Below are 17,500 nucleotides of genomic sequence, written 5' to 3' on the forward strand. Positions count from 1 at the left end.
CGGCCCCTCGCGGCATACCGGCACGGTCGGCGCGTGCGGCGCCCGTCGCACGGATAGGCTCACCCGGTGCCCGGTGCCCCCGCCCTGCTCGACCGCCTGCGCGGGACGGTCGGCGTCCTCTATCGCGAGTTGATCAAGTTCGGGGTCGTGGGAGGGGTGGCCTTCATCATCGACGTCGGCCTGTTCAACCTGTTGCGGCACACCGCCCTCGAGGACAAGCCGAGCACCGCCAAGGTGATCTCGGCCGGCGTCGCCACCCTGGTGGCCTGGATCGGCAACCGGATGTGGACCTTTCGCCGCCGCCGCAACCGGCCGGTGCACCACGAGGCGCTGCTGTTCTTCGTGACCAACGGTGTGGCGCTGCTCATCGGGGTGGGCGTGATCGCCTTCTCGCACTACGTGCTCGACCTCAAGAGCCTGTCCGCCGACAACGTCGCCAACCTCATCGGCATCGCTCTCGGGACGCTGTTCCGGTTCTGGGCCTACCGGACCTTCGTCTTCAGCCGCGAGCCCCTCGAGGACACCTCGCCGCTCGCCGAGCGCTGAACCGGCCGTCCGGCCTCAGCCCAGCACCACGCCCTCGGACTCGCTGAGGAACAGCGCGAAGATCGCCGGCTGTGCCTGGATCAGCTCGAGCCGGCCACCGTTGGACTCCGCCAGGTCGCGGGCCAGCGCCAGCCCCAGGCCGGTGCCCGTCGTCGTCACCGACCGCTCGAAGATGTGCGGCGCAATGGTGGCGGGCACCCCCTCACCCTGGTCGCTGACCTCGACGACGACCGACGGGCCCGACCGGCGGGCATGCACGTCGACAGTGCCGCGCCCGTGGGCCAAGGCGTTCTCGAGCAGCGTCGAGAGCACCTGGGACAGGTCGACCGGCTTGGCCTGCACGACCAGCCCGCGCTCGCCGTGGACCCGCACCGAGCGACGCGCCTGCTCGAATGCCGGCTGCCACTCGCGCTGCAGGGCAGCGATCACGGAGTCGAGCGACACCGTCGCCTTGGCCTCGTCACCGCCCCGACGGCTGCGGGACAGCAGGTCGTCGACGACGCCCGTCAGCCGCTCCACCTGCGCGATGGCGATGTTGGCCTCCTCCTGCACGACCTCCAGGTCGTCGGTGGCGGCGATCTCCTCGAGCCGCATCAGCAGCGCCGTCAGGGGCGTTCGCAGCTGGTGCGACGCGTCCGCGGCGAAGTCGCGCTCCGACGCCAGGCTCTTGGTCAACCGCTGACCGCTGCGCGACAGCACCTCCGACACCTGGTCCAGCTCGGCGATCCCCGAGTGCAGCGGCTGGATGCGGGACTCACCGGCCCCGAGCCGCTCGGCCCGCTCGGCCAGCGCCCGCATCGGCCCGGTGAGGTGATGCGCCTGTCGTAGCGCGACCAGGATGCCGCCGACCATGGCCAGGATGGCCAGGGCGACCACGACGAGGCCTAGGCGCATCGACGTGGCGGACGGTGTCCCCTCCTGGAGCCACTGGGCCACCATGCCGTGACCGTTGGCGCCGGCGTTCCACAGGGCGAACGCGACGGGCGCCATCGTGATGAGGATGGCGAGCCCCACGGCCAGGGCCGTGGAACGGATCAGTTGCTGGCGCATCGCATGCGCTCAGTCGTCGTCGCGCTCGAACCGGAAGCCGACACCGCGAACGGTCGCGATGTACCGCGGCTGTCCCGCGTCGTCGCCGAGCTTTCGCCGCAGCACCGAGATGTGCATGTCGAGGGTCTTGGTCGACCCGAACCACGCGGTCTCCCAGATCTCCCGCATCAACTGCTCACGCGAAACGACCTTGCCCTGCTCGCGCACGAGCACCCGCAACAGGTCGAACTCCTTGGCGGTGAGCTGCAGCTCCTCGTCCTTGAACCACGCGCGCCGGCCCTCGGGGTCGATCCGCACCAGCTCGTTGGAGGCGGGCGCATCGGTCGGGTTGCGCCGCAGCAGCGCCCGCACCCGCGCCAGCAGCTCGGCCAGCCGGAACGGCTTGGTCACGTAGTCGTCGGCTCCGGCGTCGAGTCCCACCACGGTGTCGACCTCGTCGGCGCGCGCGGTGAGGATCAGGACGGGCACGGTGCGGCCCTCGGCGCGGATCCGCCGGCACACCTCCAGCCCGTCGACGTACGGCAGCCCGAGGTCGAGCACGACCAGGTCGGGGTTCTCCGCGGACGCCTCGAGGGCGGCCTTGCCGTCGGCGCGGACATCGACGTCATAACCCTCGCGGCGCAGTGCGCGCGCCAGTGGTTCGGAGATCGCGGGGTCGTCCTCGGCGAGGAGCACTCGGGTCATGGGGGTGATCGTAGGCAAAACGCGGGGTCCTCAGCGACCGGGCCAGCTCGGTCGGCGTTTCTCGTTGAACGCCGCAACCCCCTCGGCCCGGTCCGCCGAGAACGCCGTCGAAGCCCACATCTCGTCCTCGATCCGCAGCCCGGCGGACAGGTCGGTGTCGTACCCCTGCCGCATCGCGGCCTTGGCGTTGCGCACCCCGATGGGCGAGTTGGCCGCGATCGTGGTCGCCAGCTCCAGCGCCCGCTCGCGGGCCGCCCCGGCCGACACCACCTCGTCGACCGCGCCCAGGTCCGCCGCCGCAGCCGCACCGAACCGCTCCCCCGTGAAGATCATCCGTGCCGCCCGCGACCAGCCGACCCGGCGCGTGAGCAGCTGCGTCCCGCCACCGCCGGGGATGACGCCCACCGTCACCTCGGGCAGCCCGACCGTCGCACCCTCGCCACACACGACGAGGTCGCACGACAGCGCGATCTCGAAGCCGCCCCCGAGCGCATACCCGTCCACCGCGGCGATCGCCGGGACGGGCAGGTCGAGGACGCCCCGGTATGCCGCCTGCGCCAGTGGGCGTTGCGCGCGCAGCTCCTCGTCGGTGAAGGAGTTGCGCTCCTTGAGGTCCGCCCCGACGCAGAACGCCTTCGGGTGCGTCGAGGTGACGACCACCGCGCGCACGGTCGGGTCGTCCGCGAGCTCCTTGGTCGCGCGGCCGAGCGCGTGGGCCATCGCGGTCGACACGGCATTCATCGCCTCCGGCCGGTCGAGCACGAGCTCGGCGACGTGTCCGCCCTCCCCGTGCCGCTCGATCCGGACGAGCTGGTCGGACTGGGGTGCGGGCTCGGTCATGAGGTGGCCTCTCTCGTGCTGGACGGCTCCGGTTCGCCTGGTTCGCCGGAGTCGCTTGGTTCGCGGGTGGTGCGGGTGCGTCCGCCGGCGGCGCGGCGCAGCGCGCTGGGCGTGACGGGTCCGATGCCGCGCAGGGTCCGACGGCGCAGCGCGGTGGTCTCGAAGCCGGACATCGTCGCGAGCGCCGTCGCGAGTGCGTCGTCGACGAGCACCTCGCCGGCGGGCGCGACGCTGGTGAGCCGGCTGGCCCGGTTGACGGTGGTGCCGAAGACGTCCCCGAGCCGCGACAGCACCGGCCCGTACGCCATGCCGACACGGACGTCCGGCAGCACCTCGTCCTCCTTCATCGTGTCGATGAGGTCGAGCGCGATGGCGGCAGCGGGCAGCGGTTCGATGTGCACGAACAGGATCTCGTCACCCACGGTCTTGATGACGCGGCCACCGTGCGCCGTGACGATGTCGGTCGCCAGGGCCTCGAACCGCTGCACCAGCACGGCCAGCTGCCGCTCGGTCATGCGGCGCACGAGCGAGGTGAAGTTGACGAGGTCGGCGAACCCCACGACCCGCTGGACACCCTCGGACGACGCGTCCGGGTCGGCGTCGGCGAGCATGCGTGAGATCGCGGCGGTCAGGTGGCGCCGCCACGCGTAGATCAGCAGCGGCTCGAGCTCGTCGACCATGTCGGCGAGCTTGAGCGCCGAGGCGCGGGCCGCCGCGAGGTCGGGAGCGGCGCGGGCGTCCGCCTCGTCGAGGGCGGCCTCGGTGTGGGGCTCCGCGAGCGCCTCGGCCATGAGTTGGGTCTGCCAGACGGCCAGCCGGTCGGTGGTGCGGGCGAACGCTCGCGTCATCGCCAGCGCGGTCTCCTCGTCGAGCTCCTGTTCGCGCACCAGCCGGGCCACGGACTTGAGCGCCATGAGGTCGGCCTCGGTGAACATCGCGTCGTCGTCCTCGACGATCGGGAAACCGAGCGCGTGCCAGAACTTGCGCGCCGACAGCAGCGACACCTCGGCGCCCCGGCTGACGTCGCGTCGCGCCATCGACGCGGGACGCCCGAGCAGCCGCGCCTCCAGGTCGTCCTGGGCGAGGGCCTCGGCGTCGTCGGGACGCACGATGCGGTGCCGCCCGACAACCTCACCGTCGCTCACGCCGCCAACCCTAACGAGCGCGCGGCCTCCTCACCGCTGCGCCTCACGACCGCCCGGCCGCACGTGCACGACGTCGCCGGCGGCGACGGCATACTCACCCGTCGGTCCGGCGACCACGAGCCGCCCCTGCTCGTCGAGGCCGGTGGCGCGCACCCGGCGCACCGCCCCGCCCGCCTCGTGCAGGTCGACCTCGCGACCGATGGTGGTGCAAGCCGACCGGTATGCCGCGTGCGCGGCCGAGCGCTCGCCGGCGCCACCGGAGAGGGCGGCGTGCCAGCGGACGAGGGACCGGAGCAGCGCGACGACGAGGTCGTGGCGCGAGACGTCGGTGGCGCCCGCGAGATGCAGCGAGGTGGCGGTCGGGACGGGTAGCTCGTCGCGGTCCTGGTCGACGTTGAGCCCGATGCCGACGACGATGCCGGCCGGGTGGAGCTCGCACAGGATGCCGCAGACCTTGCGGTCGTCGTCGGCGGGGAGCTGGACGTCGTTGGGCCACTTGAGGTTTGCCGCCAGGCCGGTCGTCTCGGCGATGGCGTCGCGGACGGCGAGCGCGGTGACCAGCGGCATCCAGCCGGCGGCGTTCGGCGCCGACGGAGCCGGGACGAGGGCCGAGAGGGCCACGGACGTCCGGGCCGGTGTCTCCCACGTGCGGCCGAGCCGGCCGCGACCGGTGACCTGGTGGTCGGTCGTGACGACGTGCCACGGCTCACCGATGCGCGCCGCCTCGGCATTCGTCGAGCCGAGCTCGGGATGGACGTCGATGCCGCGCCACGGCGAACCGGGCGTGACCAACGCCTCGTGCAATGGCTCACGCTGGAGGGGTTCGCGCATGGCGCCAAGGCTAGGCTCGCCGGCATGGCGCCAAGCAGTGAACCCCTCGACTCGTTCACCACCACTGGTGGCACGGACGTCCCCGAGGACATCGACATCCACTCGACCGCGGGCAAGCTCAAGGACCTCAAGCGCCGGGTGGCCGAGGTCGCGCACGCCGGGTCGGAGCGGGCCGTGGAGAAGCAGCACGCGCGCGGCAAGAAGACGGCGCGCGAACGGCTCGAGCTGCTGCTCGACGAGGGCTCGTTCGTCGAGATGGACAAGTACGCCCGGCACCGCTCGACCGCCTTCGGGCAGGAGCAGAACCGGCCCTACGGCGACGGCGTCGTCACGGGCTACGGCACCATCGACGGCCGCACCGTGGCCGTGTTCGCCCAGGACTTCACCGTCTTCGGCGGCTCGCTCGGTGAGGTGTTCGGCGAGAAGATCACCAAGGTCATGGACTTCGCCATGAAGGCCGGCTGCCCCGTCGTCGGGCTCAACGACTCCGGCGGCGCGCGCATCCAGGAGGGTGTCGTCTCGCTCGGCCTCTACGGCGAGATCTTCCGCCGCAACGTCCACGCATCCGGTGTGGTGCCACAGATCTCGCTCATCATGGGGCCGTGCGCCGGCGGTGCCGTCTACTCCCCCGCCGTCACCGACTTCACCGTCATGGTCGACCAGACGTCGCACATGTTCATCACCGGACCCGAGGTCATCAAGACCGTCACCGGTGAGGACGTGTCGTTCGAGGACCTCGGCGGCGCCCGCGCCCACAACACGAAATCCGGTGTGGCGCACTACATGGGCAGCGACGAGGACGACGCCATCGAGTACGTCAAGGCGCTCCTCTCCTACCTGCCGTCGAACAACCTCGAGGACCCACCGGCATACGAGGTGGAGAACGACCTCGAGGTGACCGACCTCGACCGCGAGCTCGACACGCTCATCCCCGACAGCGCCAACCAGCCGTATGACATGAAGACCGTCATCGACCACGTCCTCGACGACGGCGAGTTCCTCGAGGTGCACCCGCTGTTCGCGCCGAACATCGTCTGCGGTTTCGGGCGGATCGAGGGCCGCTCGGTCGGCGTCGTCGCGAACCAGCCGATGCAGTTCGCCGGCACCCTCGACATCGACGCGTCCGAGAAGGCCGCCCGGTTCGTGCGCACCTGCGACGCGTTCAACGTGCCGGTGCTGACGTTCGTCGACGTGCCCGGCTTCCTGCCCGGCACCGACCAGGAGTGGGACGGCATCATCCGCCGCGGCGCCAAGCTGATCTACGCGTATGCCGAGGCGACCGTCCCGCTCGTCACCGTCATCACCCGCAAGGCCTACGGCGGCGCCTACGACGTCATGGGGTCCAAGCACCTCGGCGCCGACATCAACCTCGCCTGGCCCACCGCGCAGATCGCCGTCATGGGCGCCCAGGGCGCGGTCAACATCCTCTACCGGCGCCAGCTCGCCGCCGCGGCAGAGGCCGGTGAGGACGTCGAGGCGGTGCGGCAGCGGTTCATCACCGAGTACGAGGACACCCTCGCCAACCCCTACATCGCGGCAGAACGCGGCTACATCGACACCGTCATCACGCCCTCGAACACGCGGATGAACGTCACCAAGGCCCTGCGGGCCCTGCGCACCAAGCGCGAGACCCTGCCCCCCAAGAAGCACGGGAACATTCCCCTATGACCGCGTCGCAGGCTCCGAGCTCAGGGGGACCCCACGCTATGACCTCGGCCGACTCCGGTCCCCCGCTGCGGCTGGTCCGCGGCGACGCGACCCCGGAAGAAGTGGCCGCGGTCCTCGCCGTGCTGGCCGCCGCGGGTGGCGACGCGGGCACCGAGCCGGCCCCGCGGCATACCTCGCAGTGGGCGTCCCGCGAACGCCTCGTCCGCCGCCCCCTCACCCCCGGCCCGGGAGCCTGGCGCGCCTCCGCCTGGCCCCGCTGAGCGACCCGACACACCGAACCCTGACCATCCCCCGTCGGCAAGTCACCCAAATGGAAGATCGTTGACGTCGGTAAGTCACCCAAATGGAAGATCGTTGACCGCCGACTTCACGCCGACAACGCGCGCGTTGCGAAGTGCCGCCGCCATTCGTCGCTGAGGACAGAGGGCACCGGTATGCCGTGCGCGGCGAGTTCGTCGTGAAGCCGGGCAAGGGTCTCGGCTGGCGTCTCGTAGACGTCCTCGGCACGGAGCACGACGAACGTCCACCCCCTGCGTGTGAGTTCGTCGCGCCGTGCCTCATCCAACGCCCGCTGCTCCGGTGTGTCGTGCCAGCGCCCGTCATACTCGATCGCGAGCTGCACGGCCGGGAACGCCAGGTCGAGGCGGTACTCCACGCTTCCGTCGGCCCTCTTGATGGCATGGTTGACGACAGGCTCAGGCAGACCCGCCAGCACCATGAGCAGCCGCACCTGGGTCTCCGATGCCGAGTCGACGCGTTCGCGCGAAAGTTTCGCGGCTCGCTCGGCGAGCGCAGCGCCTTGGCCGCCGTATTGGCGAGCGAACTCGGCGAGGTCGAACGGGGTGGTGACCCGACGCCGGACGAACTGGTCGGCGCATGCCACGAGCTGGACCAGGTCGAGCGGGCGCGCAAGGTGGAGCAACGTCTGTTCGGGTGTCGTCACAAGCAGCCCGTGCCGGCGATGCACAGCGAACTGCCGGGTGAACCTGTGCGTCTTGATGCCGTCGATCCCCGTGCCGACGTCCCGGGCGAAGGCCAGGTGGATGTTCGCGCTGTCCGGGACGACGCCTCGCCACAGCCGGGCGGCGGTGTGCAGACCGAGGACCGCATCGCTTGGCATGATCTTGAGCGCTGCGCGCGACCGGACCACCAAGGTGTCTGGGATCTCCCGCGCGACGTAGACGCCCTTGAACACCTTGCGGAACTCCGGCCCCCGGAGCGCTCGATCGGTGATACCTGCCGACAGTGCCTCCGCGCGGGTGAAGGGTGAGGCGAGGTCGAGGATGTGCATGCGTGCAACAGTGGCGGAACTCAAGGCGGTCGCGAGAGTTGTCCACAGGTTCCGGGCGACGTCTGGTCAACGACCTTCCATTTGGGTGACTTACCGACGTCAACGATCTTCCATTTGGGTGACTTACCGACGGGTGCGGGTGGCCACCATGGCGCGCAGCTCGGCGGCCTCGGTCTCGTTGAGGCAGTCGGCGGCCAGGACCTCCCGGGCCGCGTCGAGGTCGCCCATGAACGCGCGGAACGCGACCGGAACGCTCACCCCGTGGTCGGGGCGCGAGCGCACGACCACCGCGTCACCGGGGCGGATCGTCCCCGGCGCCACCACCGACAGGTAGGCGCCCGTGCGACCTGCGTCGCTGAACCGCTTGACCCAGCCTCGCTCCCCCATCCGCGCGGCAAAGGTCGAGCACGGGATCCGCGGGCCCTCCACCCGCAGGACCACCTCGTCGCCGATCGCCCAATCCTCGCCGAGCACTGCGCCATCCACGTCGAGTCCGGACGTCGTGAGGTTCTCACCGAACATGCCGTCGGGAAGGTCGCGGCCCAGCTCGCGCGCCCACCAGTCGAGCTCCTCACGCGCGAACGCGTAGACCGCCTGCGTGTCGCCACCGTGGTGCTTCGTGTCCGCGATGAAGTCGCCCACGACCCCGCTGCCGAGCCCCCCACGCTTGGGCCCCGGCGCGCGCACCTCGACCGACCGCGCCGGCACCTTGCCGATCCCGGTCGTCCCCACCTTCTTGGCCGCGTTGGGCTGGGGCGACCCGACGTTGACGGACAGCACCTTCCCGGACATGGCGCCAACCCTAGGCGCCCCACCCACGGGTCGACACCGGATATCGGGACGACCCCGGTCGGCCCGCTGGGATACGTTCGCTGTCGTGACGACCGACTCCAACGCCACCGCCCCTCGCCCTGCCACCGACGTCGACCGCATCGCCGACGACTTCTTCGCCAAGCTGGTCGAGCTCAGCCCGATCACGGCCACCTACCTCGGCATCCCGGGCCACGAGGAGGACCTCGACGACTTCTCCCCCGCAGGCCACGACGCCCAGTCCCAGCTGCGCCGTGACACCCTCGAGCAGCTCGACCGCGCCACCCCGACCGACGACATCGACCGCGTGACGATTGCAGCCATGCGCGAGCGGCTCGGCCTCGCCGAGGAGGTGCACGCCGCCGGGCTCGACGAGATGAGCCTCAACGTCATCGCCTCACCGCTGCAGGAGATCCGCGGCACCTTCGACCTCATGGCCACGGCCACCGACGAGGACTGGGGCGTCATCGCCCGCCGCCTCGCCAAGGTCCCGACCGCGCTGGAGCAGTGGAAGGAGAGCCTGCTCGCCGCCGCCGAGCGCGGTGACGTCGCCCCACGCCGCCAGGTCGAGGCCTGCATCAAGCAGTGCGAGGACCTCACCGCCGACGACGGCTACTTCGCCACCCTCGTCGAGGACGCGCGCCTGTCCGACGGCAATGACCCGGGTGAGCTGTCGGAGGCGTCGCGCGCCGCGCTCGCCGAGGCGGCCGGCCAGGCATCCGAGGCGTATGCCGCGTTGGGCGCCTGGCTGCGCGAGAACCTCCTCGACCGGGCCCCGGAGGCGGACGCGTGCGGGCGCGAGCGCTACCAGCTGTGGTCGCGCGACTTCCTCGGCGCCGAGGTCGACCTCGAGGAGACCTACCGGTGGGGCATGCAGGAGGTCGACCGCATCACCGCGGAGATGGAGCAGGTCGCCGAGCAAATCAAGCCGGGCGCGACCGTCAAAGAGGCCATCGCCGCCCTCAACGACGACCCGGCATACCAGCTGCACGGCACCGACGAGCTCAAGGCGTGGATGCAGGAACGGGCCGACGAGGTGATCACCAACCTCGGCAAGGACGACTTCGACATCCCCGCCCCGGTGCGCACCATCGAGTGCCTCATCGCGCCGACCCAGACCGGTGGCATCTACTACACCGGCCCCTCCGAGGACTTCTCGCGACCGGGCCGCATGTGGTGGTCGGTGCCCAAGGGCGTCACCGAGTTCGGCACGTGGAAGGAGCTCACGACCGTCTACCACGAGGGCGTCCCCGGGCATCACCTCCAGGTCGCGCAGACCGTGTTCCGGTCCGAGCTGCTCAACAAGTGGCGGCGGATGGCGGCGTGGACCTCGGGTCACGGTGAGGGCTGGGCCCTCTACGCGGAGCGGCTCATGGAGGAGCTCGGCTACATGGACGACCCGGGCAACCGGATGGGCCTGCTCGACAGCCAGTCACTGCGCGCCGCCCGCGTCGTGATCGACATCGGCGTGCACTGCGGTTTCGAGGCGCCCGAGGAGGTCGGCGGCGGGGAGTGGACCTACGACAAGGCGTGGACCTACCTCAACGCCCACGCCAACCAGGGCGAGGAGTGGCTGCGGTTCGAGCTCGACCGCTACCTCGGCTGGCCGGGTCAGGCGCCGTCCTACAAGATCGGCGAGCGGCTCTGGATGCAGCTGCGCGACCAGGTGCGCGAGCAGCAGGGAGATGCGTTCTCCCTCAAGGACTTCCACCGTCGCGCGCTCGACATCGGTGGGGTCGGGCTCGACACCCTGCGGGCCGCCGTCCTCGGCGAGCTCGCCGACGCCTGACCCGTCACCTGGGGCGCAACCGGCGCCGGGGCGAGGGCTGACCTCGCCCCGGCGCCGCTGCTTTGCGAGGATGCGTCCGTGGAAACTGCCGGCGCGATCGTCGCCATCGTCGCCACGGTCATCCTGGTGGCCGGGCTCGCCCAGCGGGCGCGCATCGCCGCTCCCCTCGCGCTGCTCGTCGTGGGTGTGCTCGTCAGCTACGTCCCGTTCGTCACCGAGCCCGAGCTGAGCTCCGAGGTCGTGCTCCTCGGGTTGTTGCCGCCGCTGTTGTATGCCGCGGCGATCCGGACCTCGCTCGTGGACTTCCGCGCCAACTGGAGCGTGATCCTCGCCCTGTCGGTTGGGTTGGTGCTGTTCACCGCGCTCGGCGTCGGCCTCGTGGTGTGGAAGCTGCTCGACGTGCCGTTCTCGGTCGCCTTCGCGCTCGGCGCGATCGTCGCGCCGCCGGACGCGGTCGCGGCAACATCCATCGGCCGCCGGATCGGCCTGCCGCGGCGGATCGTCACGATCCTCGAGGGCGAGTCGCTGGTCAACGACGCCACGGCGCTGGTGTCGCTGCGCACGGCGATCGCCGCCATCCCCCTCGTGGGGGCCACCGCGGGCGGGCACGCCGAGGCGGTGACGTTCGGCTCGGTGGGCCTCGACTTCGTCCGCGCCGTCGTCGTCGGTGTGGGGGTCGGCCTCGTCGTCGCGATGGTGATCATTGCCCTGCGCAAGCGGATCACCGACGCCGTCCTCGACACCTCGCTATCGTTCATCGTCCCCTATCTCGCCTACCTGCCCGCCGAGCACTGGCACGGCTCGGGTGTCCTGGCCGTCGTCGTCGCGGGCCTGCTCATCGGGCACAAGGCACCCGTCGTGCAGACGGCGTCGTCACGCCTCGGCGAGCGGATCAACTGGGCCACGATCCAGTTCATCCTCGAGAACGTCGTGTTCCTCATGCTGGGCCTGCAGATGCGCCGCCTCGTCGAGGACGCCAGCGACAGCGGCCCCGGATGGGCCCGCCTCATCACGGTCTGCCTCGTCGTCCTCGTCACGGTCATCCTGCTGCGCCCGGTGTACGTCTTCCCGTTCAAGTGGCTCCAGCACCGGTTCCTCGCGGACGAGGGTCGCTTCCGACCGGCCGCGGCCGCGATCATCTCGTGGGCGGGCATGCGCGGCGTGGTCACCCTGGCAGCGGCCTTCACCCTCCCCGCGGAGACACCGCAGCGCGCCACCCTCGTCCTAGCGGCCATGACCGTGACCGTGGGAACCCTTCTGCTGCAAGGACTTTCGCTGCCTGCAGTCGCCCGCGCCCTTGACGTCCGCGGTCCGGACCCGCGCGAGGACTCCCTCCAGGAGGCGACCATCCTCCAGGCCTCGGTGGGCGCCGGCCTCAAGGCCCTCGATGCCGAGCCCGACAAGGACCCCGACACCGTCGCGCTGCTTCGCGACCGTGCCGACAACCGCACCAACATCGTCTGGGAACGGCTGGGGCAGGGACGCGACGACGCAGCGGAGACTCCCAGCGCGGCATACCGTCGCTTGCGCCTGGTCATGCTCGACGCCGAGCGCGGCGAGCTGTTGCGGATCCGCGACTCGGGCACGGTCGACCAGGAGGTGCTCTCGCGCGTCCTCGGCCAGCTCGACATCGAGGAGTCGATGCTCGACCGCATCGACGAGCGCGATGCGGAGGTCGCCGACCGCCCGCTGTTGCCGCCCGACCAGCACACCGACGAGTGCGAGCATCTCGCCGCCTCGCACGAGAAGCTGGCACCCCCGCGGACCCCACAGGGCTGTGAGGAGTGCCTCGCGATGGGCGACACGTGGGTGCACCTGCGGTTGTGCATGCAGTGCGGCCACGTCGGCTGCTGCGACTCCTCGCCGAACAGGCACGCGAGCGCGCACTTCCGCGAGACCGGTCACCCGGTGATGCGCAGCTTCGAGCCGGGCGAGGCCTGGCGGTGGTGCTTCGTCGACGAGCAGCTCGGCTGAGCCTGCGCCCCCGGCGGGCAGGTATGCCGCGGACGCGCCTCCCGCTGCCCCGTCACCGGACGCTCGTGGCAGGCTGGCCCGCGTGACCGTGCCACTCGTCCTCGCCTCCGCCTCTCCCGCCCGCAAGAAGCTGCTCCACGCCGCCGGGGTGGATCCCAGCGTCGTGGTGAGCTCTGTCGACGAGGCCGCGGTCGAGGCTTCGGCGCGCGACCAGTACGGCGAGCTCGAACCCGCCGACGTGGCGCTGCTGCTCGCCCGGGCCAAGGCGGAGGACGTCGCCGGACAGGTGGGCAACGCCCTGGTGCTCGGCTGCGACTCGGTGCTCGAGCTGGACGGCGAGGTGCACGGCAAGCCAGCGGGTGCCGAGCAGGCGCTCGAGCGGTGGCAGCGGATGCGCGGCTCGACGGGCGTGCTGCACACGGGACACTGGCTCGTCGACGCCCGCGAGGAGGGGTCGGGCGCGACCCTCGGCGCGACCGCGTCGACGCTCGTGCGGTTCGGCAACCCGACCGATGCCGACCTCGAGGCGTACATCGCGACCGGTGAGCCGATGCGGGTCGCCGGCGCGTTCACCCTCGACGGTCTCGGTGGGCCGTTCGTCGACGGCATCGACGGCGACCCGAGCAACGTCGTGGGCCTGTCCCTGCCGCTGCTGCGCGGCCTGGTCGCCGAGCTGGGGCTCGGCTGGCACGACCTGCGCGCACCCGGCATACCCACCTGACGCCACACTCCGTGTGGGCGTGCGTGCGCTATGGAGCAGCGTCACCCACACGACTCGGTGAGCGCAGCGCCACTGCGAGCACACCCGCCGCGACCATCGCCGCACCGACGACCCACAGGCCCGTCTTCTGGCTGCCGGTGAGGTCGGCGAGCCAGCCGGTGATGTAGGGCGCGGCGAAACCGGCGGTGTTGCCGACGGAGTTGACCAGGGCGATGCCGCTCGCCGCGGCGGCCCCCGTGAGGAACGCGGTCGGCAGCGCCCAGAACGTCGGCAGTGCACACATGACGCCCACCGCGCAGACGGTCACGGCGACCATTGCTGTCACCGGGCTGCCGAGGTAGAGCGCCACGGGGATGGCGGCCCCACCGATGATGGCGGGCAGCGCGACGTGCCACGTGCGCTCACCGGTGCGGTCGCCATGGCGAGCCCACAGGAGCATCGCGACTGCGCCCACGGCATACGGGATGGCATTGATGAGCCCGCGCTCGAGGAGCGTGTAGCTCGTCCCGAACTGCTTCTCGAAGCCCTTGATGATGGTCGGGAGGAAGAAGCCGAGGGCGTAGAGGCCGTAGACGATCCCGAAGTAGACGAAGGCGAGCGCCCACACCCGCGGCCGCGTCAGGGACTGACGGATCGACACGTGGTAGCGCGCCTTCTCGGCATCGTCCTCGTCGAGCGCGCGCACCAGGGCGTCGCGTTCGTCGTCGGGCAGCCACGCAGCATCCTGCGGCCGGTCGGTGAGGAAGAACCACGTGACGACACCGAGCAGGATGGCGGGGATGCCCTCGAAGAGGAACATCGTGCGCCACCCGCTCATGCCGAACAGCCCGTGGCCGTAGTCGATCAACAGCGACGACAGCGGCGCGCCGATGGCCGACGACAACGGGATCGCAGCCATGAAGAGCGCCGTCATGCGGGCCCGGTCGCGCTGCGGGAACCAGAAGGTCAGGTAGAGGATGATGCCTGGGAAGAAGCCAGCCTCGGCCACGCCCAGCAGGAAGCGCAGTGCCACCAGCCAACCGGCGTTCGGCACGAAAGCCATTGCGGCAGCAACGATTCCCCATGTCACGAGGATGCGGGCGATCCACCGGCGCGCCCCGAACCGGTGCAGTGCCATGTTGCTCGGCACCTCCAGCAGCAGGTAGCCGATGAAGAACACCCCAGCCGCGAACCCGAACGCCTTCGCGGTGAGGCCGAGCTCGTCGTTCATGCCGTTCGGGCCGGCGAAGCCGATGTTGGTGCGGTCGAGGTAGTTGACGAGGTAGAGCAGCGCGAGGAAGGGCGTGAGCCTGCGCGCGACTCGTCTGGTGGCGCGGGCCAACGTCGCGTCGTGACTGTCGTATGCCGCGTGGTCGCCTGCCGTCGTCGTGGCCATCGGGTGCTCCTCGTGTCGTCGTCGGCCCCGGGCAGCCTTGCACAGCACCTGCCTGATCGCCCGTTGTGGGGCGGTCCGTCGCGCCTCCCGTTACGGGAAGTACTTGACATGATGGAAAGTACTTTCGTAGAGTCCTCGCCATGGACCACATGACTTCACAGCAGGCCAAGGCCCAGCTCGCCGCAGCGCAGGCGACAGAGGTCACCACCACCCACGACCGCCGCGTGCACGGGCTGGCGACAGCCGGGTTCGGCGTGGCGATGGGCGCCTATGTCGCGGTGCAGCGAGTCGTGGACGGCACCAGCGCCGAGACACCGCTACTTGCCGTCTACGCCATCGCCCTGCTCGGCCTCGTCACCTGGCAGACCCGGGCGGCCCGCAGCGTGCCGCGCTCCTCGCGACTGGTCGGCTACGTCGGGCTCGCCGGGTCGTTCGTGCTCATGATGGCAACCATCATGTGGCTCAACATCCGTGGCACCGGACGGCTCGGCGGCGTCGAGGGCCAGCCGGAGTCGTGGGGCGTCCTGCTCCTCGCCGGAGTCGTCATCGCCCTGCCGATGCTGGTCGCCGGGGTGCGCATCCTGCGCGGCGGCACCCGGTGACCGCACCCACGCAGCCCGCGGGCAGCACCAGCGGGCACGCGCGGCACCAGCTGGACGAGGTCATCCACGCACCCGTGCGGTTCAGCATCGTGGCAGCCCTCGCCAGCGCCGACGAGGCCGAGTTCGCAGCGGTTCGCGATGCCGTCGAGGTGTCGGACTCCGTTCTCTCCAAACAGGTCTCGACGCTCGAGGCGGCCGGCTACGTCAAGGTCCGCAAGGGCTACGTCGGCAAGCGCCCACGCACCTGGCTCAAGCTCACGCGAGCCGGCCGCGCGGCATACGACAAGCACCTCGCCGCCCTGCGCGCCATCGCCGGCGCCTGACGCACTTCGCCCGTTCGAGGTAATTGGCTACCGCATGATGGTCTGTCTTCGGAAGTCCCTTCAGAAGTCAGACCCGATGCTGGTCGCCGATTACCTCAAACCGGCGACTCTCAGACGGGGGGTATGCCGCGGCGCTTGGCGGAGAAGTGGCGGTCACGCCCGCGGGCGTAACCAACTCGGCGGGGCCCACAACATGCACAGTGACGTCAGGCAAAGCTCGCTGCTCCTGGGACTCGGACTCCACCGGATGATCCCCGCGCTCGCGGGGACAACCCGGTGCCCGGCTCGGGCGCGGTGCCGGTCGGGGGATGATCCCCGCGCTCGCGGGGACGACACGTTCGGCCCCCGCCAGTCCGAGCGTGGCACGGGATCATCCCCGCGCTCGCGGGGACGACAACCGCAGCGGGATCTGCGACCAGCCGTCACGCGGATGATCCCCGCGCTCGCGGGGACGACATGCTCATCGTCGGCGCCGTCGCCGTCAGCAACGGATGATCCCCGCGCTCGCGGGGACGACGGCCTGTCCGTCCTCGCCAGCCAGTTCGTGCTCGGATGATCCCCGCGCTCGCGGGGACGACACCCGGACCGTGCCGACGGTGAGGTGACCTTCGGATGATCCCCGCGCTCGCGGGGACGACAAACCCTTCACCCACGACACGAGCTCCCCGAGCGGATGATCCCCGCGCTCGCGGGGACGACCGTGCGCGAGCGCTGGTCACCGACCTCGCATGGGGATGATCCCCGCGCTCGCGGGGACGACCGCCCCGACGGGGTCGGCGCCACGGACGACGAGGGATGATCCCCGCGCTCGCGGGGACGACGTGGACTGGCAGTCGCGACGCCGCGCAGAGAAGGGATGATCCCCGCGCTCGCGGGGACGACCGCTCGTCCTGGATGAACTGGACCGGCTTGCGCGGATGATCCCCACGCTCGCGGGGACGACCTCACCCTCACCCGCGACGCGGACGACAAGCGGGGATGATCCCCGCGCTCGCGGGGACGACTCGGTGGCCGAGAACTGGCTGTCCGCGCCGAGCGGATGATCCCCGCGCTCGCGGGGACGACATGACGCCGCGCCCGGCCCTGGTGCGCTGGTGCGGATGATCCCCGCGCTCGCGGGGACGACACGTCCAAGGCCGACGTCGGACCGGGCAAGTTCGGATGCCCGCGCTCGCGGGGACGACTCGTCGTAGGCGATGTCGTCGAGCCAGTACGTGGGATGATCCCCGCGCTCGCGGGGACGACCTCACCAACCACGGCCAGCAGAAGGCCGCCATCGGATGATACCCGCGCTCGCGGGGACGACTCGATCTCGTGCTCCGCGGCTTCGTGCAACGCCGGATGATCCCCGCGCTCGCGGGGACGACGCCTGCCCGTCGGGGCAGGTGTAGGTGCCGGGCGGATGATCCCCGCGCTCGCGGGGACGACATCGGGGGCACATCGGCCATCGGTCAGGCGCCCGGATGATCCCCGCGCTCGCGGGGACGACGGGTACAGGGCAGCCCACGCTTCGAGCAGCGACGGATGATCCCCGCGCTCGCGGGGACGACCACTCGATGCGCGGGTGGGTGAGGCCGTACTCCGGATGATCCCCGCGCTCGCGGGGACGACCACTCGATGCGCGGGTGGGTGAGGCCGTACTCCGGATGATCCCCGCGCTCGCGGGGACGACTTCCTCCAGAGCAAGGGCTACAACCCGACGCACGGATGATCCCCGCGCTCGCGGGGACGACGGCACCCCTGTTCAACCGCCCGTCGAGGCCGACGGATGATCCCCGCGCTCGCGGGGACGACTGCACGGTCACCGGCACCTCCTGGCCGGGAGGCGGATGATCCCCGCGCTCGCGGGGA

The 17,500-nt window shown here is 71.0% G+C and carries 16 protein-coding genes and 2 CRISPR repeat arrays (1 of these 18 running past the window's edge); of the genes, 8 read left to right on the plus strand and 8 right to left on the minus strand.

Annotated features, from left to right (window positions below; translation table 11 throughout):
- Positions 1–66: 66 nt before the first annotated feature.
- Entirely contained in the window at positions 67–546 is a 480-nt protein-coding gene (locus tag HJG52_RS10410; RefSeq protein WP_171243526.1) for a GtrA family protein, read from the plus strand.
- Positions 547–561: 15 nt separating this feature from the next.
- Here HJG52_RS10410 and HJG52_RS10415 read toward each other — a convergent pair whose 3' ends face one another.
- Genes HJG52_RS10415 through HJG52_RS10435 form a run of 5 tightly spaced genes read right to left on the minus strand, consistent with a single transcriptional unit; the run spans position 562 to position 5,096 of the window.
- A complete protein-coding gene (locus HJG52_RS10415) occupies positions 562–1,596 on the minus strand; it encodes a sensor histidine kinase (RefSeq protein ID WP_171243527.1) in 1,035 nt (344 codons plus the stop codon).
- A gap of 9 nt (positions 1,597–1,605) precedes the next feature.
- The gene (locus HJG52_RS10420; RefSeq protein WP_171243528.1) at positions 1,606–2,280 is read right to left on the minus strand and encodes a response regulator transcription factor; all 675 of its coding nucleotides are present in this window, start codon (positions 2,278–2,280) and stop codon (positions 1,606–1,608) included.
- 30 nt (positions 2,281–2,310) lie between these two features.
- Positions 2,311–3,120 carry an enoyl-CoA hydratase/isomerase family protein gene (locus tag HJG52_RS10425; protein ID WP_171243529.1) on the minus strand — a complete coding sequence of 270 codons (810 nt, stop codon included), beginning with the start codon at positions 3,118–3,120 and terminating at the stop codon, positions 2,311–2,313.
- Positions 3,117–4,265: an adenylate/guanylate cyclase domain-containing protein gene (locus HJG52_RS21610; protein WP_346767678.1), complete on the minus strand. Its 1,149-nt coding sequence runs from the start codon at positions 4,263–4,265 to the stop codon at positions 3,117–3,119. Before HJG52_RS21610 ends, HJG52_RS10425 begins: the two co-directional genes overlap by 4 nt.
- A 30-nt stretch (positions 4,266–4,295) precedes the next feature.
- On the minus strand, positions 4,296–5,096 hold the full coding sequence (locus HJG52_RS10435) for a biotin--[acetyl-CoA-carboxylase] ligase (RefSeq protein ID WP_171243530.1): 801 nt from the start codon (positions 5,094–5,096) through the stop codon (positions 4,296–4,298).
- Between the two features lie 24 nt (positions 5,097–5,120).
- Between HJG52_RS10435 and HJG52_RS10440 the strand changes: the two genes are divergently transcribed.
- Positions 5,121–6,764, plus strand: a complete 1,644-nt coding sequence (locus HJG52_RS10440; protein WP_171243531.1) for an acyl-CoA carboxylase subunit beta — start codon at positions 5,121–5,123, stop codon at positions 6,762–6,764.
- Between the two features lie 38 nt (positions 6,765–6,802).
- Positions 6,803–7,024: an acyl-CoA carboxylase subunit epsilon gene (locus HJG52_RS10445; RefSeq protein WP_171243532.1), complete on the plus strand. Its 222-nt coding sequence runs from the start codon at positions 6,803–6,805 to the stop codon at positions 7,022–7,024.
- A 107-nt stretch (positions 7,025–7,131) separates the two neighbouring features.
- Here the strand turns inward: HJG52_RS10445 and HJG52_RS10450 are convergent, their stop codons facing one another.
- The gene (locus tag HJG52_RS10450) at positions 7,132–8,055 is read right to left on the minus strand and encodes a DUF559 domain-containing protein (RefSeq protein WP_171243533.1); all 924 of its coding nucleotides are present in this window, start codon (positions 8,053–8,055) and stop codon (positions 7,132–7,134) included.
- Positions 8,056–8,178: 123 nt separating this feature from the next.
- A complete protein-coding gene (locus HJG52_RS10455) occupies positions 8,179–8,847 on the minus strand; it encodes an MOSC domain-containing protein (protein ID WP_171243534.1) in 669 nt (222 codons plus the stop codon).
- Between the two features lie 85 nt (positions 8,848–8,932).
- On the opposite strand from HJG52_RS10455, the gene HJG52_RS10460 reads away from it, so the two are divergent.
- From HJG52_RS10460 to HJG52_RS10470, 3 genes are all read left to right on the plus strand, one after another.
- The gene (locus tag HJG52_RS10460) at positions 8,933–10,654 is read left to right on the plus strand and encodes a DUF885 domain-containing protein (RefSeq protein ID WP_346767679.1); all 1,722 of its coding nucleotides are present in this window, start codon (positions 8,933–8,935) and stop codon (positions 10,652–10,654) included.
- Between the two features lie 78 nt (positions 10,655–10,732).
- Complete coding sequence (locus HJG52_RS10465; protein ID WP_171243536.1) at positions 10,733–12,628, plus strand: Na+/H+ antiporter; 1,896 nt, start codon at positions 10,733–10,735, stop codon at positions 12,626–12,628.
- 82 nt (positions 12,629–12,710) lie between these two features.
- Positions 12,711–13,349, plus strand: coding sequence for a Maf family protein (locus HJG52_RS10470; protein ID WP_430413342.1), 639 nt, complete (start codon positions 12,711–12,713; stop codon positions 13,347–13,349).
- 28 nt (positions 13,350–13,377) lie between these two features.
- Here the strand turns inward: HJG52_RS10470 and HJG52_RS10475 are convergent, their stop codons facing one another.
- On the minus strand, positions 13,378–14,724 hold the full coding sequence (locus HJG52_RS10475; protein ID WP_171243537.1) for an MFS transporter: 1,347 nt from the start codon (positions 14,722–14,724) through the stop codon (positions 13,378–13,380).
- 140 nt (positions 14,725–14,864) lie between these two features.
- Here HJG52_RS10475 and HJG52_RS10480 point away from each other — a divergent pair, with 140 nt between their 5' ends.
- Both HJG52_RS10480 and HJG52_RS10485 read left to right on the plus strand, forming a co-directional pair.
- Positions 14,865–15,326 (plus strand): hypothetical protein, encoded by a 462-nt coding sequence (locus tag HJG52_RS10480; protein ID WP_171243538.1) that lies wholly within the window; start codon positions 14,865–14,867, stop codon positions 15,324–15,326.
- Entirely contained in the window at positions 15,323–15,649 is a 327-nt protein-coding gene (locus HJG52_RS10485; RefSeq protein ID WP_171243539.1) for a transcriptional regulator, read from the plus strand. The genes HJG52_RS10480 and HJG52_RS10485 overlap by 4 nt, the downstream gene beginning before the upstream one ends.
- A gap of 244 nt (positions 15,650–15,893) precedes the next feature.
- A CRISPR array of direct repeats spans positions 15,894–16,776; the repeat unit is 29 nt; unit sequence CGGATGATCCCCGCGCTCGCGGGGACGAC.
- 89 nt (positions 16,777–16,865) lie between these two features.
- A CRISPR array of direct repeats spans positions 16,866–17,500; the repeat unit is 29 nt; unit sequence CGGATGATCCCCGCGCTCGCGGGGACGAC; it runs 248 nt beyond the window's last position.

The sequence above is a fragment of the Knoellia koreensis genome (genome assembly GCF_013041615.1).
In the GTDB taxonomy this organism is placed as follows: Bacteria; Actinomycetota; Actinomycetes; order Actinomycetales; family Dermatophilaceae; genus Pedococcus; species Pedococcus koreensis.

Bases quoted from the DNA above. Each gene is read 5' to 3' on its own strand.
- HJG52_RS10415 (WP_171243527.1), bottom strand. From the start codon at position 1,596: ATGCGCCAGCAACTGATCCGTTCCACGGCCCTGGCCGTGGGGCTCGCC.
- HJG52_RS10420 (WP_171243528.1), bottom strand. From the start codon at position 2,280: ATGACCCGAGTGCTCCTCGCCGAGGACGACCCCGCGATCTCCGAACCA.
- HJG52_RS10425 (WP_171243529.1), bottom strand. From the start codon at position 3,120: ATGACCGAGCCCGCACCCCAGTCCGACCAGCTCGTCCGGATCGAGCGG.
- HJG52_RS10435 (WP_171243530.1), bottom strand. From the start codon at position 5,096: ATGCGCGAACCCCTCCAGCGTGAGCCATTGCACGAGGCGTTGGTCACG.
- HJG52_RS10440 (WP_171243531.1), top strand. From the start codon at position 5,121: ATGGCGCCAAGCAGTGAACCCCTCGACTCGTTCACCACCACTGGTGGC.
- HJG52_RS10445 (WP_171243532.1), top strand. From the start codon at position 6,803: ATGACCTCGGCCGACTCCGGTCCCCCGCTGCGGCTGGTCCGCGGCGAC.
- HJG52_RS10450 (WP_171243533.1), bottom strand. From the start codon at position 8,055: ATGCACATCCTCGACCTCGCCTCACCCTTCACCCGCGCGGAGGCACTG.
- HJG52_RS10455 (WP_171243534.1), bottom strand. From the start codon at position 8,847: ATGTCCGGGAAGGTGCTGTCCGTCAACGTCGGGTCGCCCCAGCCCAAC.
- HJG52_RS10475 (WP_171243537.1), bottom strand. From the start codon at position 14,724: ATGGCCACGACGACGGCAGGCGACCACGCGGCATACGACAGTCACGAC.
- HJG52_RS10480 (WP_171243538.1), top strand. From the start codon at position 14,865: ATGGACCACATGACTTCACAGCAGGCCAAGGCCCAGCTCGCCGCAGCG.